At 68.4% G+C, this 25,817-nt stretch carries 27 protein-coding genes; 11 read left to right on the top strand and 16 right to left on the bottom strand.

Annotation, left to right across the window (positions count from 1 at the left end; genetic code table 11):
* Positions 1-98 precede the first annotated feature (98 nt).
* The 3 genes from fbaA to H507_RS0103680 form a co-directional block, all read right to left on the bottom strand.
* On the bottom strand, positions 99-1,124 hold the full coding sequence (gene fbaA, locus H507_RS0103690; RefSeq protein WP_022909375.1) for a class II fructose-bisphosphate aldolase: 1,026 nt from the start codon (positions 1,122-1,124) through the stop codon (positions 99-101).
* A gap of 149 nt (positions 1,125-1,273) precedes the next feature.
* Positions 1,274-1,816 carry a hypothetical protein gene (locus tag H507_RS0103685; RefSeq protein ID WP_022909374.1) on the bottom strand — a complete coding sequence of 181 codons (543 nt, stop codon included), beginning with the start codon at positions 1,814-1,816 and terminating at the stop codon, positions 1,274-1,276.
* A 38-nt stretch (positions 1,817-1,854) separates the two neighbouring features.
* Positions 1,855-2,445 (bottom strand): TrmH family RNA methyltransferase, encoded by a 591-nt coding sequence (locus tag H507_RS0103680; protein ID WP_211217307.1) that lies wholly within the window; start codon positions 2,443-2,445, stop codon positions 1,855-1,857.
* 98 nt (positions 2,446-2,543) lie between these two features.
* Between H507_RS0103680 and H507_RS0103675 the strand changes: the two genes are divergently transcribed.
* Positions 2,544-3,236: a DedA family protein gene (locus tag H507_RS0103675; protein WP_425393304.1), complete on the top strand. Its 693-nt coding sequence runs from the start codon at positions 2,544-2,546 to the stop codon at positions 3,234-3,236.
* A 64-nt stretch (positions 3,237-3,300) separates the two neighbouring features.
* On the opposite strand, the gene H507_RS0103670 is transcribed toward H507_RS0103675, so the two are convergent.
* Complete coding sequence (locus H507_RS0103670; protein WP_026377723.1) at positions 3,301-4,137, bottom strand: LemA family protein; 837 nt, start codon at positions 4,135-4,137, stop codon at positions 3,301-3,303.
* A gap of 118 nt (positions 4,138-4,255) precedes the next feature.
* Here H507_RS0103670 and pyrE point away from each other — a divergent pair, with 118 nt between their 5' ends.
* A complete protein-coding gene (gene pyrE / locus H507_RS0103665; protein WP_022909371.1) occupies positions 4,256-4,786 on the top strand; it encodes an orotate phosphoribosyltransferase in 531 nt (176 codons plus the stop codon).
* Between the two features lie 4 nt (positions 4,787-4,790).
* Here the strand turns inward: pyrE and H507_RS0103660 are convergent, their stop codons facing one another.
* Together H507_RS0103660 and H507_RS0103655 are read right to left on the bottom strand one after the other, a co-directional pair.
* A complete protein-coding gene (locus H507_RS0103660; protein ID WP_051139619.1) occupies positions 4,791-5,426 on the bottom strand; it encodes a class E sortase in 636 nt (211 codons plus the stop codon).
* 129 nt (positions 5,427-5,555) lie between these two features.
* On the bottom strand, positions 5,556-6,308 hold the full coding sequence (locus H507_RS0103655) for a spermidine synthase (protein ID WP_051139686.1): 753 nt from the start codon (positions 6,306-6,308) through the stop codon (positions 5,556-5,558).
* A 139-nt stretch (positions 6,309-6,447) separates the two neighbouring features.
* On the opposite strand from H507_RS0103655, the gene H507_RS14520 reads away from it, so the two are divergent.
* Complete coding sequence (locus tag H507_RS14520) at positions 6,448-6,900, top strand: toxin-antitoxin system HicB family antitoxin (RefSeq protein WP_022909368.1); 453 nt, start codon at positions 6,448-6,450, stop codon at positions 6,898-6,900.
* A gap of 11 nt (positions 6,901-6,911) precedes the next feature.
* Positions 6,912-7,763 (top strand): DUF4097 family beta strand repeat-containing protein, encoded by an 852-nt coding sequence (locus H507_RS14515; RefSeq protein ID WP_022909367.1) that lies wholly within the window; start codon positions 6,912-6,914, stop codon positions 7,761-7,763.
* Positions 7,764-7,841: 78 nt separating this feature from the next.
* Here H507_RS14515 and clpB read toward each other — a convergent pair whose 3' ends face one another.
* Positions 7,842-10,442 carry an ATP-dependent chaperone ClpB gene (gene clpB / locus H507_RS14510; protein WP_425393301.1) on the bottom strand — a complete coding sequence of 867 codons (2,601 nt, stop codon included), beginning with the start codon at positions 10,440-10,442 and terminating at the stop codon, positions 7,842-7,844.
* Between the two features lie 278 nt (positions 10,443-10,720).
* Here clpB and H507_RS14505 point away from each other — a divergent pair, with 278 nt between their 5' ends.
* Positions 10,721-11,119 carry a response regulator transcription factor gene (locus tag H507_RS14505; protein ID WP_040437401.1) on the top strand — a complete coding sequence of 133 codons (399 nt, stop codon included), beginning with the start codon at positions 10,721-10,723 and terminating at the stop codon, positions 11,117-11,119.
* Positions 11,120-11,165: 46 nt separating this feature from the next.
* Here H507_RS14505 and H507_RS0103630 read toward each other — a convergent pair whose 3' ends face one another.
* On the bottom strand, positions 11,166-13,001 hold the full coding sequence (locus H507_RS0103630) for a glycosyltransferase (protein ID WP_051139618.1): 1,836 nt from the start codon (positions 12,999-13,001) through the stop codon (positions 11,166-11,168).
* The gene (locus tag H507_RS0103625; RefSeq protein WP_022909365.1) at positions 12,998-14,665 is read right to left on the bottom strand and encodes a sensor histidine kinase; all 1,668 of its coding nucleotides are present in this window, start codon (positions 14,663-14,665) and stop codon (positions 12,998-13,000) included. Before H507_RS0103625 ends, H507_RS0103630 begins: the two co-directional genes overlap by 4 nt.
* A 186-nt stretch (positions 14,666-14,851) precedes the next feature.
* On the opposite strand from H507_RS0103625, the gene H507_RS0103620 reads away from it, so the two are divergent.
* On the top strand, positions 14,852-15,622 hold the full coding sequence (locus H507_RS0103620) for a VOC family protein (protein WP_022909364.1): 771 nt from the start codon (positions 14,852-14,854) through the stop codon (positions 15,620-15,622).
* 31 nt (positions 15,623-15,653) lie between these two features.
* Here the strand turns inward: H507_RS0103620 and H507_RS0103615 are convergent, their stop codons facing one another.
* Together H507_RS0103615 and H507_RS0103610 are read right to left on the bottom strand one after the other, a co-directional pair.
* A complete protein-coding gene (locus H507_RS0103615) occupies positions 15,654-16,580 on the bottom strand; it encodes a carbohydrate kinase family protein (RefSeq protein ID WP_026377721.1) in 927 nt (308 codons plus the stop codon).
* 36 nt (positions 16,581-16,616) lie between these two features.
* Positions 16,617-17,645 (bottom strand): LacI family DNA-binding transcriptional regulator, encoded by a 1,029-nt coding sequence (locus tag H507_RS0103610; protein ID WP_026377720.1) that lies wholly within the window; start codon positions 17,643-17,645, stop codon positions 16,617-16,619.
* 167 nt (positions 17,646-17,812) lie between these two features.
* Between H507_RS0103610 and dgoD the strand changes: the two genes are divergently transcribed.
* From dgoD to H507_RS0103595, 3 genes are read left to right on the top strand one after another with little or no spacing between them, the layout of a single operon-like run.
* Positions 17,813-18,964, top strand: a complete 1,152-nt coding sequence (gene dgoD, locus H507_RS0103605; protein WP_022909361.1) for a galactonate dehydratase — start codon at positions 17,813-17,815, stop codon at positions 18,962-18,964.
* A 2-nt stretch (positions 18,965-18,966) separates the two neighbouring features.
* Positions 18,967-19,590 (top strand): bifunctional 4-hydroxy-2-oxoglutarate aldolase/2-dehydro-3-deoxy-phosphogluconate aldolase, encoded by a 624-nt coding sequence (locus H507_RS0103600; protein ID WP_040437743.1) that lies wholly within the window; start codon positions 18,967-18,969, stop codon positions 19,588-19,590.
* Positions 19,587-20,516 carry a sugar kinase gene (locus H507_RS0103595; RefSeq protein WP_022909359.1) on the top strand — a complete coding sequence of 310 codons (930 nt, stop codon included), beginning with the start codon at positions 19,587-19,589 and terminating at the stop codon, positions 20,514-20,516. The genes H507_RS0103600 and H507_RS0103595 overlap by 4 nt, the downstream gene beginning before the upstream one ends.
* Positions 20,517-20,522: 6 nt before the next feature.
* Here the strand turns inward: H507_RS0103595 and H507_RS0103590 are convergent, their stop codons facing one another.
* Together H507_RS0103590 and H507_RS0103585 are read right to left on the bottom strand one after the other, a co-directional pair.
* On the bottom strand, positions 20,523-21,044 hold the full coding sequence (locus H507_RS0103590; RefSeq protein WP_022909358.1) for a dihydrofolate reductase family protein: 522 nt from the start codon (positions 21,042-21,044) through the stop codon (positions 20,523-20,525).
* Positions 21,045-21,235: 191 nt separating this feature from the next.
* Complete coding sequence (locus H507_RS0103585; protein ID WP_022909357.1) at positions 21,236-22,282, bottom strand: LLM class flavin-dependent oxidoreductase; 1,047 nt, start codon at positions 22,280-22,282, stop codon at positions 21,236-21,238.
* A 129-nt stretch (positions 22,283-22,411) separates the two neighbouring features.
* Between H507_RS0103585 and H507_RS0103580 the strand changes: the two genes are divergently transcribed.
* Together H507_RS0103580 and H507_RS0103575 are read left to right on the top strand one after the other, a co-directional pair.
* Positions 22,412-22,831, top strand: coding sequence for a CBS domain-containing protein (locus tag H507_RS0103580; protein ID WP_022909356.1), 420 nt, complete (start codon positions 22,412-22,414; stop codon positions 22,829-22,831).
* 44 nt (positions 22,832-22,875) lie between these two features.
* Entirely contained in the window at positions 22,876-23,103 is a 228-nt protein-coding gene (locus tag H507_RS0103575) for an RNA-binding S4 domain-containing protein (RefSeq protein ID WP_022909355.1), read from the top strand.
* 4 nt (positions 23,104-23,107) lie between these two features.
* On the opposite strand, the gene H507_RS0103570 is transcribed toward H507_RS0103575, so the two are convergent.
* The 3 genes from H507_RS0103570 to H507_RS0103560 form a co-directional block, all read right to left on the bottom strand.
* Entirely contained in the window at positions 23,108-23,719 is a 612-nt protein-coding gene (locus H507_RS0103570) for a DUF1349 domain-containing protein (RefSeq protein WP_026377717.1), read from the bottom strand.
* 154 nt (positions 23,720-23,873) lie between these two features.
* The gene (locus H507_RS0103565) at positions 23,874-25,124 is read right to left on the bottom strand and encodes a prolyl oligopeptidase family serine peptidase (RefSeq protein ID WP_211217286.1); all 1,251 of its coding nucleotides are present in this window, start codon (positions 25,122-25,124) and stop codon (positions 23,874-23,876) included.
* A gap of 272 nt (positions 25,125-25,396) precedes the next feature.
* Positions 25,397-25,816: a heat shock protein transcriptional repressor HspR gene (locus tag H507_RS0103560; RefSeq protein ID WP_022909352.1), complete on the bottom strand. Its 420-nt coding sequence runs from the start codon at positions 25,814-25,816 to the stop codon at positions 25,397-25,399.
* Between the last annotated feature and the right edge of the window lies 1 nt (position 25,817).

Genomic DNA, 25,817 nt, shown 5'->3' with positions numbered 1-25,817 from the left:
AGGGAGACGGCCCGTGTCGGTGCGGGGATGGCCCGCTCAAACCCGCCGGTGGTTCACCACAATTGGTTCAACCCAACTGGTTCAACCCAGACGGTCGGTCACTTGCCGAGCGTGGTGCCCGAGCTCCGCAGGTACTCGCAGGCCTCGACGACGCGCTTGGCCATGCCGGCCTCGGCCAGCTTGCCCCAGGCGCGGGGGTCGTACTGCTTCTTGTTGCCGACCTCTCCGTCGATCTTCAGCACACCGTCGTAGTTGCGGAACATGTGCTCCACCACGGGGCGCGTGTAGGCGTACTGGGTGTCGGTGTCGATGTTCATCTTCACGACTCCGTAGTCGACCGCGGCAGCGATCTCCTCCGGGGACGAGCCCGAGCCACCGTGGAACACGAGGTCGAAGGGGCGTTCCTTGCCGTACTTCGCGCCGACGGCGTCCTGGATCTCCTTCAGCACCTCGGGACGAAGCTTGACCGCGCCCGGCTTGTAGACGCCGTGCACGTTGCCGAAGGTGAGGGCCGTCAGGTAGCGGCCCTTCTCGCCCAGGCCCAGCTTCTCGATGGTGGCCATGCCGTCGGCAACGGTCGTGTACAGCTTGTCGTTGATCTCGCCGACGACGCCGTCCTCCTCACCACCGACGACGCCCACCTCGATCTCGAGGATGATCTTGGCCTTCGAGGTGCGCTCGAGCAGTTCGGAGGCGATGTCGAGGTTCTCGCCCAGTTCGACGGCCGAGCCGTCCCACATGTGCGAGTTGAACAGGGGGTCCTCGCCGCGGGCGACACGCTCCTCCGAGATGGCCAGCAGGGGACGCACGAAACCGTCCAGCTTGTTCTTGGGGCAGTGGTCGGTGTGCAGGGCGATGTTCACCGAGTAGTTCTTGGCGACCTCGCGAGCGTAGGCGGCCAGGGCGGTCGCACCGGTGACCATGTCCTTGATGGTCGCGCCCGAGCCGTACTCGGCGCCACCGGTCGAGACCTGGATGATGCCGTCGGAGCCGGCCTCGGCGAAGCCCTGGATGGCAGCGGTGATGGTCGACGACGAGGTGATGTTGATGGCCGGGTAGGCGAACTTGCCTTCCTTGGCCCGATCGATCATCTCGGCGTAAACCTCGGGAGTTGCAATGGGCATGTCTGCCTCTTTCTACTTCGCGGACTCTGCGGTCGTCCCCCATTCTGGCAAACCGGGGGCGGCCCCACGCACCCGGGTCGGATCTTGGCTGGGAGCGCTGCGGGATCGGGGAGGCGCCCCCGGGTGGGGTGCCGGCTCGGGCCACGGCCCTACTGCGAGAAGACCGAGTCCAGTTCGCCCAGGTCGAGACCGCGTCGTCCACCGGAATAGGCACGCAGGGCCGAGTCGATGGATCCGGGCATCGCGTCGAGGAAGCTCAGCGGCACCTGATAGGTGCCGCCCCGATGCCGCACCTGCAGTTCCGGGCCCGCGCCAGCGGGTCGTCCAACGGCCTTGAGTTCGGAGATGTCGTGCCAGGCGATCTGCTCGGAGGTGTCGGCGAGGGTCAACCCGGAGTGGGAGATGCGAAAGGCCTCGCCGGCGCCGACCTTCGCCAGGGCAGACCTGGCGCTCCGAAGGTTCACGATCCGCCAGACCAGGAAGCCGGCCCAGATCACGAAGCTGACCGCCAAGGCCGAGATGACGGTGGTCATGCGCCCCGGTCCCGAGCCGAGCCAGTAGTAGACGACCCCCAGACCGGCATAGGGCAGCGCCATCCACAGCGACCACTTCAATTGGGACTGAGCCTTGGCCACGCGCGTCGCGCTCGCCACCGGGTTGAAGCCGACGACGAAGGCCTCGGGAGTCTGCATGAGCCCCATGCTAGGGGGTCGCCCTCGCCGCAACCGGGTCAGCGTGGGTGCTGCTGACCCCATGCCCACATGGCGATGGCGGCCGCCGCCCCAGCGTTGATGGAGCGGGTCGACCCGTACTGGCTGATCTCGACCACCTGGCTGCAGGCGGCCACCATCTCGTCGGTCAACCCCGGACCCTCCGAACCGAACACGAGGCAGCAGTTCTCGGGCAGCCGTGCTGTCTCCAAGGGCACCGATCCCGGCAGGTTGTCGATCCCGACCGGGACGACGTCGTGCTCGGCCAACCAGTCGAGGAAGTCGTTGACGCTGGCGTGGTGGTGCACGTGCAGGTAGCGGTCGGTGACCATGGCCCCCCGCCGGTTCCAGCGGCGCCGTCCGAGGATGTGCACCCCGGCAACGTTGAACGCGTTCGCGGTGCGCACGATGGAACCGATGTTGAAGTCGTGTTCCCAGTTCTGGATGGCGACGTGCAGGGGTGCCCGGGAGCGGTCGAGATCGGCGACGATCGCCTCGATCGTCCAGTAGCGGTAGCCGTCGACCACGTTGCGGCGGTCACCCCCGGCCAGCAGTTCGGGGTCGTACTGGGGTCCGACCGGCCACGGCTGGGGGTGCGGCCCCACGCCGATGCCGGCGCCCAGGCTGGGGGACGAGAGGTCGGGCTCCTGCACGGAAGCGGGGTCTGTCACAGTCGAGAAGCTACCGTTGGCTCGTGCTGATTCCCACCTTGCTCTCGTCGTTCCCGACCCTGGTGCCGATGTTGCTCCCCTCGTGGTTCGATCCCGAGAAGATCATCGCCGCTGCCGGTCCATGGGCCCTGTGGGTGGTCGCAGCCATCATCTTCGCCGAGTGCGGCCTGTTCTCCCTGCTGCCCGGCGACTCGCTGCTGTTCACGGTGGGCATGCTGATCGCGGGTGCCGGAACCGCTGCCCCAGCCATTGCCATGGGCTCACCGGTACAGACCCTCGTGATCGCGTGCGTGGTGCTGACCTTCTTCGCCGTGCTCGGCAATGTCGCCGGCTACCACCTCGGACGACTGGTGGGCCCGCCCCTGTTCAAACCGCGCAAGGGACTGATGGGCAAGTTGTTCGACCCGCGCCATGTCGAGCGCACCCAGGCCTTCTACGACAAGTACGGCGCGAGGGCACTCGTGCTGGCCCGTTTCGTCCCGCTCGTGCGCACCTTCGTGACCCTGGTCGCGGGCGTCGCGCGCATGGACTTCCGCAAGTTCATCTCGTACACCGCCCTGGGCGGCGTGCTGTGGGCCTGTGGGGTGACCACGTTGGGCTACTTCCTCGGGCAGGTGCCGTTCATCCACAACCACATCGAGACGGTGCTGATCGCGATCGTGTTCGTCTCGCTGGTTCCGATGGGCATCGAATACCTGATGGCACGGCGGAAGGCCGCCCAGACATCCTGAGCGGCCTTCGGTCGTCCTGGCCCGCGACGGGTCTCCCGGTATCGGATCCGGGACCGGTGCTGGATCAGTGCTGCCCGTAGGTGGGCGGCTGGTAGCCCTGCTGGGGCTGGTCGGGTTGCTGCTGCGGCTGAGCCGGCTGCTGGTTCTGACCCGGCTGCTGGTACTGGGGCGGCTGGTACTGGGGCTGAGCCGGCTGCTGGTACTGCTGGGGAACCTGGTTCTGCTGGGGAGACTGCTGGTCCCACGTCGGCTGGCTGGTCTGCTGGGGCAGGGCGGGAGTCTGCTGCGACTGTGGGTCACCGGCGCGGTAGGAGATCTCGCCGAAGTTCACGTCGGGGGCCTGCCGGACCGCCTGGTCGTTGACCTCGAAGTAGGTGGCCTTCTCGAAGTGGAACAGGTTGGCGACGATGTTGCTCGGCACCTGTTCGACCTTGGTGTTGTACGCGCGCACGTTGGCGTTGTAGAACCGGCGGCCGGCCGCGATCCGGTCCTCGGTGTCGGTCAGCTCACGCTGCAGCTCGAGGAAGTTCTGGTTCGACTTGAGATCGGGGTAGGCCTCGACCGAGACCATCAGGTTGCGCACGGCACCCGAGAGGGCGCCCTCGAGCTGTGCCCGCTGCTCCGAGGGCACGTCTCCGCCTCCTTGGTGGGCGAGGGTCGCTGCCTGGTTGCGCAGGCGGGTCACCTCCTCGAGGGTGTTCCGCTCGTGCGCGGCGTAGGCGCGCACCGTCTCGACGAGGTTGGGGATCAGTTCGTAGCGTCGGTTCAGTTCGACGTCGACCTGCCGCCACGATTCCTGGATGGTGTTCCGGAGCCGGACGAAGCTGTTGTAGGGAGCCACGAAGAGCAGCAGGGCGAGTGCGATCAGTGCGACCACGACGATGAGGATGACCCATTCCATGGCAGCAACCCTAGCGCCCGGGCGGTTCCCCCCACGGGTTCCCGGCGGGGGTCACACCCGGTGGCGCCGACGGACCTCACGGGCGTCGTCGGGAGGGTACGGCACTAGAGTCTCAGCCATGTCCGACCCCACTCTCGCCCATGACATCAACGAGGTCTGCCGACTCACCGGCAGCTTCACGCTGCGCTCCGGACAGGTGGCCGACACCTACTTCGACAAGTACCTCTTCGAGTGCCGGCCCGCCCTGCTCGACCGGGTGGCCACCGCCATGGTCGCCCTGCTGCCGGAGGGTACCGAACTGCTGGGCGGCCTGGAACTCGGCGGGATCCCGATCGCCACCATGGTGAGCGCCAAGACGGGCACGCCCGCCCTGTTCGTGCGCAAACAGGCCAAGCAGTACGGAACCTGCAAACTCGCCGAGGGGCCCGACATCCAGGGCCGCCGCGTCACCCTGATCGAGGACGTCATCACCACCGGCGGGGCCGTCCGCGATGCCACCCGCGCACTGCGCGCCGAGGGTGCGATCGTCGAGACGGTGGTGTGCGCCATCGACCGCTCCCCTGCGGACGAGAACCCGCTCGCGGATGTCGGGCTACGGGTTGTCTCGGTGCTCACCCGCGCCGACCTCGACGCGGCACAGACCGCCTGAGGCGTCAGCCTCCACTGAGCACGGCGAAGCAGACCGATCGCTCCCTCGAGGCCAGCAGGTCCTGGCTCGAGATGATGGTCAGCACCGATGCGGTCGGCACCACACCGGGGTGACCGGGAACGCCGTCGAGCACCCAGGTGTCGTCCCGGTCGACGGTGAGCGAGGACGGCGGCACGACGACCCGGTATGTGAACGATCGGGCGCTGGTGCGAACGACGATGTCGTCGCCGACCCGCAGGTCACCGAAGTGGCGCAGGGGCGAGCCGTCGGTCAGGCGCGTCCCGGTCACTGCAGCGTTCCCGGTCTCGCCGGGAAAGCTGGTCGTCGGCACCCACCCCAGACCGCGGTCGAGGTGGTCGGTGCCCGAGACGAGGGGCCAGGTGAGTCCCAGGCGCGGGATCGACACGATCGCGATCGTGGCCCCCGGGTGGGCCCTCGCCTCGCCGACGCTGGCGGGTGCCGAGGCCCCGAAGGCAGCCATCGCGTCCCTGGCTCGCCGCCTCGCCACGAGATCGGATCCCCACCCGATCCACCCCAGCGTCAGCCCGGCGGTGACGACCGCGATCACCATCCCGAGCAGCAGCCCGCGCACCACACCCCCACCGCGCGTGCTTCGGGGGCGGGGACGGGCGGAAGGCATGGCAGCCATTCTGCCCGTCGCCGTCGCCTGATCCCGGAAACACGTCGCCAGTCGGTGCTCGACCACTCCCCGGGGCCTCCCCACCGGATCTGGGGACGAGTTCCGGGGGCGCAACCCGGGTCGAGTCGTTCAGAGGAAGGCGAGCCGTCCCGAGGGTGGGAGCGGTGACTGCTCCGAGGCGCCGTCGTGGAACGGTTGGGCCCCCGCGACCAAGGTGTCGAGATGCTCGCCCACCACCACGCGGTAGGGGAAGGGTGCACCGGCAGCCGCCCGGTTGAGCGCCTCGATCGGCAGCGGCACCCGGGACGCGCCGATCACGACGTTGCCGAACCGGCGGCCCTTCAACGTGGCCGACTCGGTCGACAGGCTCACCTCGCTGAAGTAGAGCCGCAAACCCGCAACCACGCGTCTGGTCCAGGTGAAGGGGTGGGTGTCGGTGACGTTCATCAGCACCTGGGCGGTGGGGCGACAGATCCGCCTGACGTCGGCGAAGAACTCGGCGGTGACCAGGTCAGCCGGCACCCTGGCCCCGGCGAAGGCGTCGATGATGACCACGTCCGCATAGTCGTCCGGCATGACCGCCACCCCGGATCGTCCGTCGACCGGGCGCACCTTGATGCCGGAGTTCCTGGGGAGCGGGATGTGTTCACGGACCGCCGCCGTGAGGGCCTCGTTGGGTTCGCAGACGATCTGCGGTGAGGTCGGACGAGTGTGCGCGAGGTAGCGGGCGAGCGTCAGCCCCGCACCGCCGAGGTGCACCACCCGGTAGCGCTCACCGGCTGGCGCATGGTGGTCGAGATGCACGGCGATGCGCTGCATGTAGTCGAACTCGAGGTGGGTCGGGTCGTCGGGGTTCACGTGGGACTGGTCAGTCGTCCCCATCCTGACCAGCCAGTTCCCGGCCTGCGCGGGATCAGGAAGCACCTCGAATGTCACCCGCCCATCGTCCCACGCAGTGAGTGACACAGAATGACGTCATAGATTGCTTGACATGACGTCATGGAGACGTCAGACTGATGTCATGGAACTTGCACCCCACGTCGAGGCGGTCCGCCGCGACCTCACCAACGCCGCCGCCCTGGGTGACGGCGAAGCCAGGGCAGCGGCCCACCGCCTGCTGCTCGCGCTCGACCCCTCGCTGCGACTGACACTGGTCGACCTCCTGTCGACAGCTGCCGCCGAGCTCACGTCGACCCTCGGTGACACGCTCATCGAGGTGCGCATGGCCGGACGGGACCCGCACTTCGCGGTCACCCGCACCGGCGCCGAGGAACCCACCCAGGTGCTCGAGGACGATGACTCCTCGCTCACCCGTATCACCGTCCGACTGCCGGAATCCCTGAAATCGCGCGCCGACGAGGCCGCCGGTCGTCAGGGCCAGTCGCTCAACACCTGGATCACCGAGGCCGTCCGGCAGGCACTCAGCACCCGCCCCTCCCACCAGCCCGGTCGTCGCCTGACCGGCTGGGTCTGAAAGGAAGAACCATGACCAGCTTGGACCGCACCTTCGACTGCACCGCCCCGATCCGCGCCGTCGTGCGCAACCAGCACGGTGACGTCATCATCGACCTCGTCGAGAACGCGGGCACCGTCGGTGTCACGCTCGACACCCGCCACCCGATCGACCTGGAGCCGGTGGCGCCGACCTTCTCGGACGGGCAGTTGGTGGTCGACCTGGCGCATGCCGACCGGCTCAACGGTGGGCACAGCTTCCCTGTCACCATCCGCCTCGAGGCGCCGGCGGGGTCCGATCTCCGGGTCGACACCGGCCACGGGGATGTCAGCGCCGAGGGTCGGATCAACGACGGCCACCTGACCACGGGTCATGGCGACATCTCGGTGCACGAGGCCGCGACGCTGACGGCGCGCAGCGGCTCGGGTGACGTCTCGGCCCATCGGGTGCTCGGCCCGCTCGACGTCTCGACGGGGTCGGGTGACATCACCGTCCATGAGAACAACTCGACCGTCAGGGCCCGCACCGGCAGCGGTGACCTCACCGTGTCGTCCGTCGTCGAGGAGGGCACCCTCAACAGTGGTTCGGGCGACATCTCGATCGCCACCGTGCACGGTCTCGTTCGGGTCAGCACCGGGTCGGGCGACATCAGCGTCCGCGAACTCGCCGGCGGGTCGCTCCAGTGCAACACTGCCGCCGGTGACATCACCATCGGCGTCCGAGCGGGCATCCCGGTGTGGACCGACGTGAACACGCTGACCGGACGGGTCTCGTCCGACCTCCAGGGCGCCGGACAGCCCCGGGAGGGTGACGCCCACCTGGAGATCAGGGCCAGCACCGTCACCGGCGACATCTCGCTGCGCGAGGTCTCACGGGTCGGCTGACCCCAGGCCGGGGGCGGTGCCTCCACCCGCCCCCGGCCCCTTCAGGATCATCTGCGGGGATCACCCAGTGCGGAGCGCTCAGGAGAGCGAGGCGCGCTCGCCGACGGCATCGCCAACCCGGTCTGACCGGTGTACTGCGAGCCCGTCGAAGGTGTCGTTCACGTCGACCACCACCGTGTCACCGTCGGTGACCTGACCGCCGAGCAGTTCGCGGGCCAGCTGGTCCTCAAGCGTCGTCTGGATCAGACGTCGCAGTGGACGAGCACCGTAGACCGGGTCGAAACCGGTCGCAGCGAGCCAGTCCTTGGCACCGCGGGTGACGTCGATGGTGATCCGACGCTCGGCAAGGCGCTTGTTGACCTTGACCAGGTTGGTGTCGACGATGCGCGTCAGGTCCTCGGTGGTCAACGGGTCGAAGAAGACGATGTCGTCGAGCCGGTTCAGGAACTCGGGCCGGAAGTTCTGCCGCACCACCCCCATGACCGCATCACGCTTGGTCTGCGGTTCGAGGTTCTGGTCTGCCAGGAACTGCGATCCCAGGTTGGAGGTCATGATCAGGATGGTGTTGCGGAAGTCGACCGTGCGCCCCTGCCCGTCGGTGAGCCGACCGTCGTCCAGCACCTGCAACAAGATGTTGAACAGGTCGGGGTGTGCCTTCTCGACCTCGTCGAGCAGCACGACCGAGTACGGACGACGGCGCACCGCCTCGGTGAGCTGGCCACCCTCCTCGTAGCCCACGTAGCCGGGAGGAGCCCCGACCAGGCGCGAGACGGAGTGCTTCTCGGAGTACTCGCTCATGTCGATGCGGACGATGGCGCTCTCGTCGTCGAAGAGGAATTCGGCCAACGACTTCGCCAGTTCGGTCTTGCCGACACCGGTCGGCCCCAGGAAGAGGAAGGACCCGGTCGGACGATTCGGGTCGGAGATTCCGGCCCGCGAACGACGCACCGCATCGGAGACCGCGGTGACGGCCTTCTTCTGGCCGATCAGCCGTTCACCGATGTGTGCCTCCATCGACAGCAACTTCTCGGACTCGCCCTGCAACATCTTCCCGACCGGGATCCCGGTCCAGGCCGACACCACGTCGGCGATGTCGTGCGAGCCGACCTCCTCCGACACCATCCGGGGAGCGGTCTCCTCGGCCTGGGAGGCTGCCTCGAGTTGCTTCTCGAGCTCGGGGATCCGTCCGTACTGGATCTCGGCCGCCTTCGCCAGGTCGCCCTGACGCATCAACCGGTCGGCCTCGGTGCGGAGCTTGTCGATCTCCTCCTTGATCTCACCCACCTTGTTGAGGCCCGACTTCTCCTGCTCCCACCGTGCCTCGAGCCCGCGCAGTTGCTCCTTGGCGTCCGCCAGGTCGGCCTGCAGTCGCTGCAGCCTGGCCTTCGATCCGGCATCCTCCTCCTTCTCGAGGGCGAACACCTCCATCGACATCCGGTCGACGCTGCGGCGCAGCGCGTCGATCTCCTCCGGCGAGGAGTCGATCTCCATCCGCAACCTCGATGCCGCCTCGTCGATCAGGTCGATGGCCTTGTCGGGCAGTTGACGAGAGGTGATGTAGCGGCTCGACAACGAGGCAGCGGCGACCAGCGCCCCGTCGGTGATGCGCACCTTGTGGTGGGCCTCATAGCGCTCCCGCAACCCACGCAGGATGGCGATGGTGTCCTCGACCGAGGGCTCGCCGACGTAGACCTGCTGGAAGCGCCGTTCCAGTGCGGGATCCTTCTCGATCCGCTCGCGGTACTCGTCGAGGGTGGTCGCACCGATCATCCGCAGCTCACCGCGGGCCAGCATCGGCTTCAACATGTTGCCGGCGTCCATCGAACTGTCACCCGTCGATCCCGCACCGACCACGGTGTGCAACTCGTCGATGAAGGTGATGATCTGGCCCTCGGCGTCGCGGATCTCGTTGAGGACGGCCTTCAGCCGCTCCTCGAACTCGCCGCGGTACTTCGACCCGGCCACCATCGACGCCAGGTCGAGCGAGACGACCCGTCGTCCCGTGAGCGAGTCGGGCACGTCACCGGCGATCACCCGTTGTGCCAGACCCTCGACGACGGCGGTCTTGCCGACGCCGGGCTCGCCGATCAGCACGGGGTTGTTCTTGGTGCGTCGGGCCAGCACCTGCACGACGCGGCGGATCTCGGCGTCCCGCCCGATCACGGGATCGAGCTTGCCGTCGCGGGCGCGCTGGGTGAGGTCGACGGAGTACTTGTCGAGCGCCGACTCACCGCCCTCGCTCTCGGCCGAGGTGACCCGCTTGTCGCCACGGTTGGCCTGGAAGGCGTCGGTGAGCTTCTTGGCGGTGGCCCCCAACTGGGTGAGGATGGCGCTCGCATCGGAGGTGATGGCCGCCAGCGCGATCAGCAGGTGCTCGCTGGAGACGAAGGAGTCGCCGAGCGACTGCGCGCGGGTCTCGGCATCGGCCAGCACGCGAGCCAGCGGGCCGGACAGGGTCGGTTGTGAGACGGACGAGCCCTGGGCCGACGGCAACTTCGCCATGGCTCCCTGGGCGGCCGCCTTCACGACCTGGGGGTCGACCTTGACCGCCTGCAGCAGCGCGCCGACGGTGTTGTCGGGTGCCAGCAACAGGGCATGCAGCAGGTGGCTGGGCTCGGCCTGGGGGTTGCCCTGGGTGAGGGCAGTGCGGACCGCCGTCGAGACGGCGTCACGACTCATCGTGGTCAGCTTGTCAGTGTTCACAAGGTCTCCTGGTTCACAACGTTCTCGTGGGAGAGGCGTTTCGAAGGGGTTCGCGCAAACTTGAGCGTACCTGACTCAACTCTACGCCTCGGGTCAATATTCCGTGCCCGGAAGCAGGTTCGGCCAGCGCTCGGGCACCTCTCGGTGACATCGTGGTTTGGATAGCATCGGCTGCAGGCCGCCGGACGACCGCGCCCCACCGCGCCGGGCCAGTGGCCGACACCCCCCGCTCACGATCCGCCCCCGGAGGCATCATGACCACCCAGCGAGCCGCGCTGGTCATTGAGGACGACGACGACATCCGACGCCTGCTCGAGATCGTGCTGCAGGGAAGCGGATTCCTCGTCAGCACCGCCGGTACGGGCGCCGGTGGTCTCGACCTGGCGGGCCAAGGGGCTCGCTACGACTTGATCACGGTGGACGCCGGACTGCCTGACATCGACGGGACCGAGGTGGTCCGCCGGCTGCGCACCGACGAGCGGATGAACGCTCGCCACGGTCGGGTCGTCATGATCAGCGCCCGCTCCTCGGCCTCGGAACAGTCCAAGGGGCTCGAAGCCGGCGCCGATGCGTACTTCACGAAGCCCTTCCGACCCAGCAAGCTGCGCACGGCACTGGAGGAACTCCTGACGGAGCCCCACACCGAGTTGTGACGGAGCCCCACACCGAGTTGTGACGGGGCTCTCACGCCGGAAGTCGTCAGTGATTCCCGGGGGCTCCGTTCCGCAGGAACTGGCCTCTCAGTGCCTCAACCGTCGAGGAGCCGACCACCGTCACGACGTCCAAGGACTCGCGAGCGCCGTCGAAGTCGGCCCCGTCGACCAAACTGGTCACGGTCTGCGCCGTCTGGGCCAGTCGCTCGGCGCCCACCATCAACGAAGCCGCCCGGATGCTCGCCGCGGCGTCCCGCGAAGCCCGACGATCCTCGGCGCTGACCGACTGTTCGAGTTGGGCCAGTCGCCTGGGCCAGATGACCGCGTAGGCCGCCACGACCTCCATCGCGTGTTGCTCGCTACCGCCCAGTTCGTCGGCCAGTTCGTGCACACGCTCGACCTCGAGCACCGGCACCCGCTCAAGTTCTGAGGGGAGTGCGGTGCTCAGGGTTCGACCGTCGGCGTTGCGTGCGGTCTTCATCCATGAGCTCTGACCCGTGATCAGACGCGTCACGGCGAGGGGGTAGTAGACGTAGGTGAAGTACACGTACACCAGATAGCCCAGCCCCAGTGCCACCGAGGTCACGGCTCCGATGCGTTCGCCACCACGCATTCGGTACAAGGGACCCCACATCACATAGGGGGCGATCAGGAACAGCACCCCCGCCACCGCCAGCACCTGATGGGTGAGATCCAGCGAACCGTCGCGGAATGCCAGGTAGGCCAGCAGCGGTACCCCGAGAAGGTTCACCATAAGGATCCACGGTTGCGCCATGAAGTAGTGGATCTCCACGAGGCCCGCACGCGACAACTGGCCCGAGCTTCGCAGCAGTTTCAGCAGTTCGGTGCACTCAAGATTTCCCTGGGCCCAGCGGGTTCGCTGTCGGACCAGCGCCCCGAATCGGGGCAGGGCCTCCTGGGAGACATGGGCGTCGCGCAGGTAATGGTTCGTGAAACCCAGGCTGAGGATGTTGAGTCCGAGTTCGTAGTCCTCGGCAAGCTTCCTGCCCCAAGGCGTGCCCTGACGTTCGGCGAGCGCGTCGAGAACGGTGAGTCGGGTGAATTGGCCGTTGCCTCCCATACCCACGGTTCCGGTGCCGATCCGGACCAGTTGCATCGCGGAGTTGGAGGTCCGGAACTCCATGTCCTGCATCCGGACGAGGAACCGCGCCATGAGGTTCTTGAGCCGGCCCTCGCGCGGCAGGGGACGCCGGTCATTGCGGTTCTTCATCCGAACCTCGAGTTGCACGGCTCCCACCGACGGGTTGGCGAATCCCTCGGGCCCGGCCAACAGGGCCAACGCGTTCTCCGACAGGTAGCCGTCGGCGTCGAGCACGCCGATCACGGAGCGGGTGCGAAGCACGGGGTCACCCCCGATGGCGGCCGACACCTCGGCGTAGGCCGTGTTCAGCGCATCGCCCTTGCCCGTGCGCGCGTGGGGGCGCCGACGTGACACCAGGTGCACGCGAGGGTCGAAGTCCATCAGGCCTTGCACGATCGAGGCCGTGGCATCGTCGGAACCGTCGTCGATCACCCACACGTTCGCGTCCGGGAACGAGGTCCTCGCGGCCGAGACGGTGGCTGCGATCACGCTCTCCTCGTCACGACAGGGCACCAGCAGGTGCCAGCTCAACGCCCGGACATCGCCTGGTTCCACGGCGCTGCCCCGCAGGAAGGCCGTCACCAGCAGGGCGATGTAGGTCAGGGCAGCGGCAGCGGTCACCGACACCACGACCAGCAGCACGTCGCGCCACCAGACCCTGCCGACGGAGCCGTAGGCACCCGAGAAGCAGAAGATGTACGACGCGGCGACGCCGTACAGGGCTGCGAACAGGGCGCCGCGCGCCGTGACAGGTCGTCTGCCACCCGAGGTCGCGCTCACTCCTGCTCCCCGAGTGCGCTCAGGGGGATGGTCACGCGCACGGTGGTTCCGTGCCCGAGTCGCGAGTCGACCGAGATGAATCCGTGGTGTGCCTCGGTCAGTGTCTTGGCGATGGTGAGCCCCAGACCGACGCCGCCCACGCCGGGTAGTCCGCCCCCGGCACGGAAGAATGGAGTGAACAATTGGTCGGCATCCTCCTGCGAAAGTCCCGGGCCATTGTCGACCACCGAGATCTCGACGGATCCGCGCGAGATCCGGACCATGACCGACACCTCTCCCCCGGGCTGCGTGTACTTGATCGCATTCGACACCAGATTGTCAAAGACCTGTCGAAGTCTGGCGGGGTCGACGACCATCACCGGGGTGACATCCAGGTCGCCTGACAACGTGATGTCCTTCGCCTCGGCCAGCGGACGGGCGGAATCGAGGGTCTCCTGCACCAACTGGGTGATTCGGGCGCGTTTGGGAACCACGTTCAGCACACCGATGACGCTCTGCTGTTCCAGAAGGAGGTCCTGCACCAGGGTCATCAGTTGGTCGCCATTGCGGGTCGCAGTCAGCAGGTACTCACCCACCAGCCCCAGATCGGGTTGGTCCTTCACCACTTCCTCACTGACGAGGTCGAGGTAACCGACGATCGACGTCAAGGGAGTACGCAATTCGTGTGAGGCCTTGGCCAGGAACTCCTCGCGCGCCCGAATGGCGTTCCTCAGGTCGGTGATGTCACTGAGGACCAGGACGCTCCCATCGGGAAGGTCGCCGTCGACCAGGATGGGGCGCGCGCTCACCGAGATCGTCCGCTGGGCCGTTCCGGGCTCGCCGATCACGATCACCCGCCCGTCGAAGGTCTCCCCCGCCATCGCCAGCACCGACGGTCGTGACTCCTCGGGCATCCTCGTGACCCCGTCGGGGTGGTGCACGAAGTCACCGTCTCCCGTGGGGCCCTTGATGAAGGAGTCGAAGGTGTCCTTCATGCGGTTGTGCATGAGGTCGTGGCCATCCCGGTCGAGCACGACCACTCCCACGGGGAGGCTCTGGCCGACGGCCTCCAGCAGGTCGGCAGTATGGCTCGCCTGCTGGCTCTCCGACTCGACCTGCATGGCGAAGTGGTGCTGGAGTTCCACGGCGCGCTGGAGTCGACCGTGGAGTCCTTCCAGCATGATGGCCACCACACCGACGACGACCGGCAGGACCAGGTACCTGATGACCAGGGCGACGTCGGGCTGACCACCCGGCGGCGGCGCCGGCCGAGCGAGGAAGATCTGGGCGAGCAGCCCCGGGACGGCCACCAGCAGCGCCGAGCCGAGCACGGCCAGACGTACCCCTCGCATGCGGTGCGAGATGGCAAGCCACACGGCTGGCAGGAAGGTCAGGTAGGCGATGCTGACGCCGTCCAGCGGCAGGCCGATGCGCATCAACCCGATCGCGAGCATGTCCACCAGGGGCGGAAGTGCGGAGGCCAGCGGCGGCAGACGCCGCCAGGGGACCAGCACCACCGAGAGGGTGGCGATCCCCAGCAACACCCTGCCGATCCACATGGCCGGGGCCATGAAGTCGTCCCCTCGGAAAATGCCGAAGACGACCGAGATCGTGCCGGCGAGGCCCACGATGAATCCCTGTTGGGCGAGATGACGGGTCCTGCCATCGTTGGAGAGATAGGCCATCGCCCACAGGCTGCGTAGCACCGTTGGTCCTTGTCACGTCGCCATCCACATCGTGGCGTGCGCCTCATGCTAAGCCACTGGCGGGGTTGGACCACAAACTTCGAGCGCTGCGGGCGAGTTTGTCAGGGGCCCGTCATATCGTGGACTGGTCTGGGTGAGCGCCCCGACGATGAGAGGAGTTGGGACATGCCGATCCCTGGAGAACCCGTGTGGATGGAACTCACCACCAGCGATGCGTCCAAGGCCCACACCTTCTACGGCGAACTCTTCGGCTGGTCGTTCCACGACCAGGGCGAGGAATTCGGTCACTACCAGATCATCAGTCAGGGCGATTCCGAGATCGGCGGCGCCATGGTCAAGCAGGCCGAATGGGGCGAGATGCCTGACACGTTCGCGCTGTACCTCAGCACCACCGACATCGACGCCACCACCACGGCGGTGCGAGAGGCCGGCGGAAGGGTGCTCGTCGAGCCGATGGCGGTCGGCACCCAGGGATCCATGGCCTTCTACCAGGACGCGGCGGGTGCCGCCGTCGGCGCCTGGCAGGGTGGCACCCGGGTCGGCATGGCAAAGCTGGGCATGTTCCAGAGCGGCTGGTACGAGCTGATGACCAATGCCTACCCTGCGGCGATCGAGTTCTACCCCAAGGCCTTCGGCGCCACCGTCGTCCCGATGGGCGAGCAGACCGACCAGTGGGCGTACTCCACGATCGGCCAGGGCCGCGACGCCGTCGCCGGCATCTGCGACGCCTCGGAATGGCTGAAGGACCCGATGCCCTCGTACTGGCGGATCTACGTCAACGTGCCCGACGTCGACCAGACGATCGAGACGTTGGTCCCACTCGGCGGCAGGGTGGTCGACGGTCCGATGGACTCACCCTTCGGCCGGCTCGCCACGGTCGCCGATGACCAGGGCGCGATGTTCCAGATCATCACCCCCGCGCAGCAGCCCCAATGACACAGACGCAGTGACACAGACGGGGTGAGTCTCACACCAGTTCGAGCCGGGTCGGCGCGTAGGCGCCGGCCTGGCCGACGGTGATGCCGGAGGTGGCGATCCCCTGCTCGACCGCGGACGAGAGCTGGTCCCACGACGCGGCCCTGAGGGCGGCCGCCGCCTCACGAGACCCGAGATGACCGGCGTCGAGCAGGGCCGAGACCAGACCCGCCATGAACGAGTCGCCCGCGCCCACCGTGTCGGCCACCTCGACCGGTGGACGCTCCACCAGCCGCAGCTCGCCATCGCGGGCGAGCATGGCCTTCACCGGTTCGGGTCCGCGGGTGACGACCACCAGCGCCGGGCCGCTGCCGGCCCAGTCGCGGATGACGTTGTCCTCGATGGTGTCGGGGTAGAGCCAGGCGAGGTCCTCGTCGGAGACCTTCACCACGTCGGCAGCCGCGACCAGTTGTTCCACACGATCACGCACCAGGCCGGGGGCGCCCATCAGGGCGGGACGGATGTTCGGGTCGTAGCTGAAGGTGGCGTGGTCGCGGGCCACCGCCACGGCCCGGGCCACCTCATCGGCCCCGGGAGCAAGAGTGGCCGCGAACGACCCGGTGTGGAGGTGACCGTAGGCGGCGAGTTGCTCCGCGTCCAGCTCGGGCAGCCGCCACTCCAACTCGAAGACGTAGCTGGCTCGTCCCTCGTCGTCGACGTTCGCCAGCGCGATCGGCGTGGCCACCGCGTCGTCGCTGCCCTTGACCAGACCGACCCCCGAGGACTCGATCAGTTCGTGCAGGCGGTCGCCACGGTCGTCACGACCGAACCACGTGGCGAGGTCGACGCCGTGGTCGAGCCTGGCCAGGCCGACGGCCACGTTCAGCGGTGATCCGCCGGGGTGCTCGACCGGTTCGACCCCGGGTCGCACCACGACATCGATGAGCGCCTCACCGAGCACCAGTACACGCTTCTGCATGGCGATCACGATAGGGGTTCGGGAGGACGCGGGTGCTCAAGGCAGCTTCGGTGGCGGCGCGGTGCTCGCGCGCAGCACCAACTCGGTCGCCACCAGCGGGAGCTCCGCGACCGGCTGTTGCTCGATCTGGCCGACCAAGGCCTGCAGCGCTTCCCGACCCACCAGCTCGAAGTGCTGGTGCACCGTGGTCAGGGGCGGCCAGTAGTTGCCGGAGTCGGGGGTGTCGTCGAAGCCCACCACGCTGATCTCGGCAGGCACGGACCGCCCCGCCTCGTGCAGCGCCCGCATCAGGCCCAGCGCCATCTGGTCGTTCGCCGCGAACACGGCCGTCACCTGCGGCAGTTCGGCCAAGCGTTGGCCGGCCGCCCAGCCGGAATCGGCCGACCAGTCACCCACGAAGGGTTCGAGCAGCTCGCACCCGCGCTCTGCCAACACGTCGGCCCACGACTCACGACGCCGTTTCGCCGACCACGAACCGGTCGGACCGGCCACGTGCCAGACCGTGCGGTGACCCAGGTCGAGCAGGTGCTCGGTCGCGAGCCTGGCACCCTGAGCCTGGTCATGGTCGACGAAGGGGTGGGTCTCGTCCGGGCTCGAGTCGATCACGACCACCGGCAGTCCCGGTGGGATCATCACCCCGCGACCGCGGGCGATGTCGGCGGGAACCACGAGCACGACCCCGTCGACGGCCTGCTCCGACAGCTGCGCGAAGGCCCCCGACACCGAGGCCTGGGTGGCCGCCTCCAGCGAGATCAGGGTCAGCGAGTAACCCGCGCGGGTCGCCTCGTCCGAGATGGCACCGAGGGTGCGCATGTTGCCGTAGGTCGCCAAGGTGAACATGATCACCCCGATGGTGCGGAACCGTCCGTACTTCAGGGCCCGGGCAGCACCGTTGGGACGATAGCCGAGCTCACGCATGGCCTCGATCACGCGTTCTCGGGTCTCGGGTCGCACCTGCTCCTTGCCCATCGCCACCCGCGACACCGTCTGCGCTGACACTCCCGCAACCTGGGCCACATCGGCCAGCGAGGCCTCGCGACGTCCGCGGGCAGGACTCCTGCTCATGACCACGACGATAGAACCTCCGGTGGGCCCGACACGAACGGGGTGTCCTTCCCCGCGACATCGCAGCGGCAACGCTGGTTGACTGGGACCTGTCCCACCACTTCCCCTCCCCCCGTGGCCCTGTACGCAGGCGCCACCCCCGTTTCCGGCGCATCGAAGGGCTGCCCATGAGCGACACCATCTCCCGCATCGAGACCTTTCTCGTCGCACCGCGGTGGTTGTTGGTGCGGGTGGAGACCCGTGAGGGGTTGGTGGGGTGGGGCGAGGCGACCTGTGAGGGACGCTCGGAGACAGTGCGCGTCGCGGTCGAGCAACTCGCCGAGGTGGCGATCGGCACCGACCCGGGACGCATCGAGGACCTGTGGCAGGTGATGACGAAGGGGTCCTTCTACCGCGGTGGACCGATCCTGGCCAGCGCCGTGTCGGGCATCGACCAGGCCCTGTGGGACATCCTGGGCAAGCGACTGGGGGTCCCGGTGCACCAGTTGCTGGGTGGGGCGGTCCGTGACCGCATCCGCATCTACGGATGGATAGGTGGTGACGAGCCGGCCGGTGTCGCCGAGGCCGCCTCGGCTGCGCGGGGGGCTGGTCTGTCGGCCATCAAGATGAACGCCACCGGCGTGTTGGGGGGTTTGCCGAGCACCCGCGACCTGAACGAGGCGGTGGCGCGCGCCGAGGCTGCCCGCGAGGCCATGGGCGATGACGGTGACATCGCGATCGACTTCCACGGTCGGGTCTCGTTCCCGGCCGCGCGGCTGTTGGTCAAGGCCCTCGAGCCGGTCCGTCCGATGTTCATCGAGGAACCGGTGGTACCGGAGAACAGCCATCTCTTCGGCGACCTCGTGGCGCACACCCACCTCCCGATCGCGACGGGTGAGCGGCTCTACTCGCGTCAGGAGTTCCTGCCCGTGCTGGCCGCCGGAGTCGCCGTGGTGCAACCCGACCTGAGCCACGCCGGAGGGATCACCGAGACCCGCAAGATCGCCTCGCTGGCGGAGGCCCACGGGGCGTTGCTCGCACCGCACTGCCCCCTCGGTCCCATCGCCCTGGCCGCCTGTCTGCAGGTGGGCTTCGCCACCCCCAACCACGTCATCCAGGAGCAGTCGCTCGGCATCCACTACAACCGCGATGCCGACCTGCTCGACCTCCTGGTCGACACCGCGCCCCTCTCGGCGGCGAATGGCCACGTCGAGCGTTGGGACTCCCCCGGGCTCGGTATCGAGTTGGACGAGGCCGCCGTCCGTCTCGCCGACCGCACCCCGCACGGCTGGCGCGGTCCGATCTGGCGCCACCTCGACGGCTCGTTCGCGGAGTGGTGAGCATGCTCGAGACACTGGCCCGCACCGGACTGTGCGCCATCATCCGCTGCCCGCAGGCGGGTTTCGCCGCCGACATCGGACGAACCCTGCTCGCCAACGGCGTCGAGGTGCTCGAGGTCTCCCTGACCACCCCCGACGCCATCGAGGCCATCGAGCAACTCACCGCCATCGCCTCTCGCGACCATGACCGGGCCTGGGTCGGCGCCGGCACCGTGCTGACCCGCCAGGACCTGCAGTCAGTGGTCGCGGTGGGCGCGCGCTTCACGGTGACCCCGGCTGCATGCGAGGCGGTCAGCGCATCGATCGACGCGGGGGTGCCGGTGCTGGCGGGAGCCTGGACCCCCAGCGAGGTGTTGGCTGCGCACCTGGCCGGCGCCACGGCCGTCAAGGTCTTCCCGGCGAGTTCGGGTGGGCCGGGACATCTCAAGGCGGTGCGTGAGCCTTTGCCGCAGGTTCCCCTGGTGGCGGTCGGTGGGGTGAGCCTCGTCGACGTGACCTCCTACCGGGCGGCCGGAGCCCTCGCGGTGGGCATCGGTTCACCCCTGATCGGTGACGCCGCCACCGGGGGTTCGCTGGACGACCTGGCCGTGCGTGCCACCAGGTTCGTCGAGGCCTGCCGACCATGATCACCGGCGTCTGGACGATGGGCGAGACCATGATCAGCCTGCGCGCCGATGCACCCGTGGGCTCGTCCCCCCGATGGACGACCCACGTCGCCGGAGCGGAGTCGAACGTGGCCGTCGGGCTCGCCCGACTGGGTCACACCGTGCGGTGGGTCAGTCGCGTCGGAGATGACGAATTCGGGCGTCTGATCGTGCGCGAACTGCGCGCCGAGGGCGTCGACGTGGCCGCGACGGTTGATCCGGGCCGTCCGACCGGACACCTGTTCCTCACCCCGACCAGCTTCGCCTCGGCGGTGGACTACCACCGCTCCGGATCGGCCGCCTCGGCGCTCGACCCCGACCTCGCCGTCGCCGATCTCGATGCGACGGGGCCAGGCGTGGTCGTGCTCTCTGGCATCACGCCGGCTCTGGGCGAAGGACCCCGGCGGGCAACCCTCGAGGTCGCGGCCCGCGCCCGACAGTTGGGGGCCACCGTCGTCCTCGACGCCAACCACCGGACGAGGCTGTGGTCACCCGAGCAGGCCTCGCGCGTGCTCTCCCGCCTCGTCGAGGCGGTCGACGTGCTGGTCGGCTCACCGGACGAGATCGGGCTCGTGGCTCCCACGGCCGAATCGGCCCTCGACCTGGGCCCGACGATGGTGATCGAGAAGCTGGGGGCGGCCGGTGCCCGACTGGTCTCCCGGGAAGGGTCGCTGCCGGGTCCGACCACCTCCGTCGACGTGGTCGACCCGGTGGGGGCGGGGGACGCCTTCACCGCGGGAGTCGTGAGCTCGCTGATCGACAGGCTCTCCCCCGAGCGGCTGCTGGCGCGCGCCAACCTGATGGGCGCCGCCTGCGTGGGCCATCGCGGCGACTGGGAAGGGCTCCCTCGCCGCTTCGAGCTCGATGCCGCCGAACGCGGGATGGGCTCGTCCGACGTGACCCGCTGACCGGCCTCAGTTGGGAACCCGGTAGCGGGCGCAGACGAAGTCGCGATTGCGCTCCACCTCGAGCAGCTCGAGGTCGAGGGTGCGGGGAAGCAGCGGTTGGCCTGAACCGAGGGTGACGGGGGCGTACTGCACCCAGACCTCGTCCAGCAGACCCGCGTCGGCGAACTGCCCCGCGACCTCACCGCCGCCGACGATCCAGACGTGCTTGTCACCGGCCGCCGCGGCAGCCAGTGCGTGCACCTCGCGTACCTCCCCGCTGGCCAGCCTGACCTCCGCGCCCATGGGGGTGTCCAGATCACGATGGGTCAGCACCCAGGTCGGCTGCTGATAGCCCCAGTGCTCCTCGTGGCGACGCAACCACTCATAGGTGGAGGCGCCCATCAGCAGAGCGCCGACCCGGGACACGAACCCCGGGTAGGCCATCGGCCCATCGAGGTCGATGTCGTGGGCGAAGAGCCAGTCCAGGGAGTGCTCGGACGTCGCGATGAAGCCGTCGAGACTGCTCGCGGTGTAGTAGTGCGTGGCCATCACCCGATCCTAGGGAGCGGGCGGGCCGACTCGACGGGAGTCGTCGCCAGGGCGGGGTCCCAGGGGCCAATCGTGCCGATCGTGTGCTGTGGGGCCAGATGTTGCTCCGGAGGAGCACTCTTGGCCGCCAGAGCACACGATCGGCACGATTGAGCTAGGGCACAGCGTGGTGGGTGCGCGGTGAGGCGAGCTCAGGCGAGCGGGTATCCCTCGACGGGTCCCCGGTCGTTGGGCTGCCAACCCAGCTCGGGAGCGACGTGGGTCGCGAACGACTCCAGCAGGTGCAGGTTGTAGGCCACCCCCAACTGGGCCGGGATCGTGATCATCAGCGTGTCCGCCGTCATCACGGCGGCGTCCTGCTTGAGCGCCTCGACCAGCTCGTGGGGCTCGCCCGTGTAGGTCTTGCCGAACGTCGACCTGAACCCGTCGATGACACCGACCTGGTCGGACGCTCCGCCCCCCAGCCCCATGCCGATGAGTTCGCGGTCCTCGTCGGTCACCACGGGCACGATGGAACGGCTCACGGACACCCTCGGGGTCCAGTCGTGTCCGGCGGACCTCCAGGCTTCGCGGTACCGGTCGATCTGCTCGGCCTGCAGGTCGCCGAAAGCCTGGCCGGTGGCCTCGGTGAGCAGGGTCGAACTCATCAGGTTCACCCCCTGGTGTGCCGCCCACTCGGCTGTCTCGCGGGTGCCGGCCCCCCACCAGATGTGGCGAGCCAGGTCGGGCGAGTGGGGTTCCACGCGCAGGCGCTGCCCCGGGCCGAACTGGCGTGGATCGGCGTCCACCACGGTCTCGCCGCGGACGGCGCGCATGAACTGCTCGAACTTGGGCCGCGCGATGTCGGCTCCGCGAGGATCCGACGAGCCGGTGTAGCCGAACGCCTCCCAGCCCCGCAGGGCCGGTTCGGGCGATCCGCGTGAGACGCCGAGGGCCACTCGTCCGTCACTCAGCAGGTCGAGGGCCCCGGCCTCCTCGGCCAGCTGCAGGGGGTTCTCGTACCGCATGTCGATGACGCCCGTGCCCACCTCGATCCTGTCGGTGACGGCGGCGATGGCGCTCAGAAGCGGCATGGGCGAGGCGGCCTGCCGAGCGAAGTGGTGCACCCGGAAGTAGGCGCCGTTGACGCCGAGCTGGTCGGCACCGTGGGCCAGGACCACGGCCTGCTGCAACATGGCCCGCGCGTCATAGCCCTTGGCGGCGTAGTGGCCGAAACTGAGGAATCCGAAAGCCTTCACACCTCTCGCAACGCCAGCCACCACGCGATATTCCCGGCTCTCGGCGCCGACGGCCGGACGATGAGACGACTCGGGTCACGGGCTGACCCGGCCATGGCGCCGGAGCGTCTCCCCGTGGTCAGATGTGGCATGCGAGTCCATGACATCCTCTCCGCCAAGGGATCGGCGGTGCTGACCCTGCCGTCGAGCGCGTCGGTCACCGATCTGCTCGCCGTCCTCGCCGATCACCGGGTCGGCGCGGTGGTGGTGGTCGATGACGACCGGGTGGTGGGCATTGCCAGTGAACGAGACGTGGTGCGGCACTTCCGGCAGGGAGCGTCCCCCGACGACCCGATCGCCACCATGATGACCGCCGACGTGGTCACCTGCTCACCCGACGACGACACCCGGGCGCTGGCCGAGACCATGACCGCGGGGCGCTTCCGCCACGTTCCGGTCGTCGTCGACGGCCGGTTGCGCGGCGTCGTCAGCATCGGGGACGTCGTCAAGATCCGTCTCGACGAGTTGCAGGCCGAGCGTGACCACCTCGAGCACTACCTCACCAGCTGAGCGGGTGGGAGCGGTCGTCCATGCGGCAGGGATAGCCTCACCCCATGAGCGACGAACCGATCCGGCTGGGGCAATTCCTGAAGTTCACCGGCCTGGCCGACACCGGCGGGGAGGCGCGGGAGTGGATCCAGGCCGGCAAGGTGACCGTCGACGGTGACGTCGAGACGCGTCGTGGACGACAACTCGCCGACGGCATGGTGGTCGAGGTGACCCTCCCTCAGGGCACCACGCGCCGAGCCGTGGTCGGCGAGGAGTACGACCCCTTCTCCTGAGCGGTCAGGAACCGTCGCGCAGGTCGTCCAGGGTCCGGCTCGTGAAGGACACCTCGGTGAACTCCACGGCACAGCCCCGTCCCGTGGGGCTCTGGGCCTCGAACCCGACCCGGATCGGCGCGTCCCCCAGGTGGAAGACGCGCACGAACGAGAAGGTCTGGCCGTCGGTGGACGAGTGAAGGGCGAGCACGCGACCGAGCCGGGAGAGGCGCAACCAGACGACGTTCCCGTCGACCAGCGAGGAGTTGGCGTCGTCACTGACCCCGCGCGTGACGACCGAGACGACCATGGGCTGACCCTGGGGCGAGTACTCGAAGCACAACTTGGCCCAGTGGGCCTCGTCCGCCCAGGCCAGGAGGACGCCGGCGTCGAAGGTGTCCAGGAAATCGACCCGCACCCGTGCGGTCAGGGTGAAGTCGCCGTCGGGCGGGGTGCCCAGCAGGGTGACCGCGTTCATCGCGGAATGGGAGTCGCCGGTCTCCTCACCGCGGGGATCGACGAACAGGTCGCTGGTCGGCTTCGCGGTCACGGCGACCCCGCTCTCGTTGACCTGCCAGGGCCACGGCTCGGACTGCTCCAGTGCGAAGGGCACACCCGGCACGCTGATCTGAGTCATGATCATCTCTCCTGCTGTTCGTTCCACGACGTGATCGCCGGTGGTCTCATCGCGAGTCTGTCACGACGAACACCACCCCGCGCCGATGCCGGCGGGAGGTGGTGTCCGCTGTCGTGACCTGCTCAGCTCCGGTCAGCGATCACCAGTGTCGAGGTCAGCGCCGCGCGGCCGACATCCACTGCCACACGTGCTCACCCTGATGGCTCGGGTCGTTGTGGGCGACGTAGATCCATGACCAGTGACCCGGGAACTGGTAGCCGTCCCAGATGACGTGGTCGTAGAACGAGGTGCGCGCCTCGGGCACGAGCGCCTTCACCCGGCCCGAATTGGGCAGGTAGGGCAGGGTGGTGTCGTCCTTGGAGGCCACCAGCCAGGTGGGTGTGGAACGAACCCGGATCAGTTCCTCGTCGGTGAAGAAGTTCGGCGTCGCCCCGCAGCAGATGGGCACACCCGTGGCGAAGAAGGTCGGGTAGTCAGACTGCAGGCGCAGTGTCATGTAACCGCCGTTCGAGCACCCCAGCACGTGGATGCGCGAGGTGTCGATGTGCTCGCTGTCGACCAGTTCGTCGATCAGAGCCTTCACCTGGGGTGAGAACACCTTGCCATTGGCCATCCAGGCGGACACGCACTGCGGAGCCACGACGTAGGCGCCACCGAAGATCGACTGGGCCTCGTCGGTCGCGAATCCGAGGGCACCCCGGTTGGCGCGCAACTGCGCCTCGTTGGTCTGTCGGTCGCCCATGCCGCCCTCGCCACCACCGTGCAGCCAGACGATGAGGGGGAACTTCTTGCCCTCGCCGTTGTTCCTGGCCCGCTTGGGGGTGAAGAGGCGGTAGTTCATGCCCCCCTTGGAGGTGCCGTACGAGAAGGCGTCGACCTCGGGGCTGACCAGCCTGCCCTGTTCGAAGGACGAGATGGTGGCGTTGCGGCCGTTCCTCAACCGCAGCGGCCTTGCCTGGGTGATGGTGTAGACGAGGTCGAGCTCGACATTGCGCCCGGTGGCGAGGATGTATCCGAGCGTGCCACCGCCGGGCTGCCCCTCGGCCGTCGACAGGTGCAGGGTGATCACCCGCCGTTCGTCGATCGTGGCCGCGGCCACGACCCTGTCGAGGTCGTACTCCGAGAAGATGGGACTGCCGTTGAGCGGCACCGGGCTGGTGGCCTTGGCGTGCACCGTGAAGGTGCTCGCCGTCAGGCTGACGGGGTCGATCGGTCCGAGCGAGCTCGCATCGAACGAGACCGCGCTGACCTGTTCGCCACCGTCGAGCACGGTGGCATGGAGAGTGAATCGGACGGCCGTGCCGGTGTCGGCGAAGGCGGTCGTGGCTCCGGCGGCGACCACCGGGACGGCGGCTACCGCGCCCAGGATGGAGCGACGGCTGAGGGGAGGGATGATGGCGGACAAGACAGACTCCTTCGTCTGGATGTACTCCACCGCGTCGGCCGACGGGTCGACGGACGAGATGGCAGGGGTGGGCGAGACTGCCGAGGCAGTGGGTACCCGTGACCGGTCTCGGCGACGGGGGCGGCCATCCCGCTCCGGTGCGGGGGGCCGATCTTCATGAGCGCTCTGGGACGAGCGAACCATACTGAACGCTTAACGGGCAATAGGTTAGAAGAATTTCGCGCCGCTCCGGGGACCACAGCCCCGTCCTTGTGCCCCAGTGCGGCCTGGGGTCAGCGTCCCGGGAGCGCCCTCTGGCCGTGGATCACTCGTCCCAGGTGCACCGCACCCGAGGTCTCGGCGGTGAAGACCCGTCCCCCGGCGGCCAGTTGCTGCGCCAACTCGTCGCGCTGGGTACTCACCCGCTGCACGGCAGCGCGCAGGCGCTCGATCTCAGCCTCCATGTCGAGGATGCGCTGGATGCCGGTCAGGTTGATGCCCTCGGTCTGGGAGAGGTGCTGGATCAGCCGCAACCGCTGCACGTCCCGCAGGGAGTAACGGCGGCCTCGTCCCTTGGCCCGGCGGGGTTGGACGAGCCCGAGCTTGTCGTAGCCACGCAGCGTCTGCGGGTGCATGCCAGCCAGATGCGCGGCCACCCCGATCGCGAAGATCGGGGCGTCGCGGTCCATCACCTGTGGCACCTGGGCGGACATG

It is taken from the genome of Aestuariimicrobium kwangyangense DSM 21549 (assembly GCF_000421525.1).
In the GTDB taxonomy this organism is placed as follows: domain Bacteria; phylum Actinomycetota; class Actinomycetes; order Propionibacteriales; family Propionibacteriaceae; genus Aestuariimicrobium; species Aestuariimicrobium kwangyangense.
The sequence above is the reverse complement of the archived record's forward strand: the minus strand, read 5'-3'. Positions and strand labels throughout refer to the sequence as shown.

Bases quoted from the DNA above. Each gene is read 5' to 3' on its own strand.
- fbaA (WP_022909375.1), bottom strand. From the start codon at position 1,124: ATGCCCATTGCAACTCCCGAGGTTTACGCCGAGATGATCGATCGGGCC.
- H507_RS0103685 (WP_022909374.1), bottom strand. From the start codon at position 1,816: ATGCAGACTCCCGAGGCCTTCGTCGTCGGCTTCAACCCGGTGGCGAGC.
- H507_RS0103670 (WP_026377723.1), bottom strand. From the start codon at position 4,137: ATGGAATGGGTCATCCTCATCGTCGTGGTCGCACTGATCGCACTCGCC.
- pyrE (WP_022909371.1), top strand. From the start codon at position 4,256: ATGTCCGACCCCACTCTCGCCCATGACATCAACGAGGTCTGCCGACTC.
- H507_RS0103660 (WP_051139619.1), bottom strand. From the start codon at position 5,426: ATGCCTTCCGCCCGTCCCCGCCCCCGAAGCACGCGCGGTGGGGGTGTG.
- H507_RS0103655 (WP_051139686.1), bottom strand. From the start codon at position 6,308: ATGGGGACGACTGACCAGTCCCACGTGAACCCCGACGACCCGACCCAC.
- H507_RS14520 (WP_022909368.1), top strand. From the start codon at position 6,448: ATGGAACTTGCACCCCACGTCGAGGCGGTCCGCCGCGACCTCACCAAC.
- H507_RS14515 (WP_022909367.1), top strand. From the start codon at position 6,912: ATGACCAGCTTGGACCGCACCTTCGACTGCACCGCCCCGATCCGCGCC.
- clpB (WP_425393301.1), bottom strand. From the start codon at position 10,442: ATGAGTCGTGACGCCGTCTCGACGGCGGTCCGCACTGCCCTCACCCAG.
- H507_RS14505 (WP_040437401.1), top strand. From the start codon at position 10,721: ATGACCACCCAGCGAGCCGCGCTGGTCATTGAGGACGACGACGACATC.
- H507_RS0103625 (WP_022909365.1), bottom strand. From the start codon at position 14,665: ATGGCCTATCTCTCCAACGATGGCAGGACCCGTCATCTCGCCCAACAG.
- H507_RS0103620 (WP_022909364.1), top strand. From the start codon at position 14,852: ATGCCGATCCCTGGAGAACCCGTGTGGATGGAACTCACCACCAGCGAT.
- H507_RS0103615 (WP_026377721.1), bottom strand. From the start codon at position 16,580: ATGCAGAAGCGTGTACTGGTGCTCGGTGAGGCGCTCATCGATGTCGTG.
- H507_RS0103610 (WP_026377720.1), bottom strand. From the start codon at position 17,645: ATGAGCAGGAGTCCTGCCCGCGGACGTCGCGAGGCCTCGCTGGCCGAT.
- dgoD (WP_022909361.1), top strand. From the start codon at position 17,813: ATGAGCGACACCATCTCCCGCATCGAGACCTTTCTCGTCGCACCGCGG.
- H507_RS0103600 (WP_040437743.1), top strand. From the start codon at position 18,967: ATGCTCGAGACACTGGCCCGCACCGGACTGTGCGCCATCATCCGCTGC.
- H507_RS0103595 (WP_022909359.1), top strand. From the start codon at position 19,587: ATGATCACCGGCGTCTGGACGATGGGCGAGACCATGATCAGCCTGCGC.
- H507_RS0103590 (WP_022909358.1), bottom strand. From the start codon at position 21,044: ATGGCCACGCACTACTACACCGCGAGCAGTCTCGACGGCTTCATCGCG.
- H507_RS0103580 (WP_022909356.1), top strand. From the start codon at position 22,412: ATGCGAGTCCATGACATCCTCTCCGCCAAGGGATCGGCGGTGCTGACC.
- H507_RS0103575 (WP_022909355.1), top strand. From the start codon at position 22,876: ATGAGCGACGAACCGATCCGGCTGGGGCAATTCCTGAAGTTCACCGGC.
- H507_RS0103570 (WP_026377717.1), bottom strand. From the start codon at position 23,719: ATGACTCAGATCAGCGTGCCGGGTGTGCCCTTCGCACTGGAGCAGTCC.
- H507_RS0103560 (WP_022909352.1), bottom strand. From the start codon at position 25,816: ATGTCCGCCCAGGTGCCACAGGTGATGGACCGCGACGCCCCGATCTTC.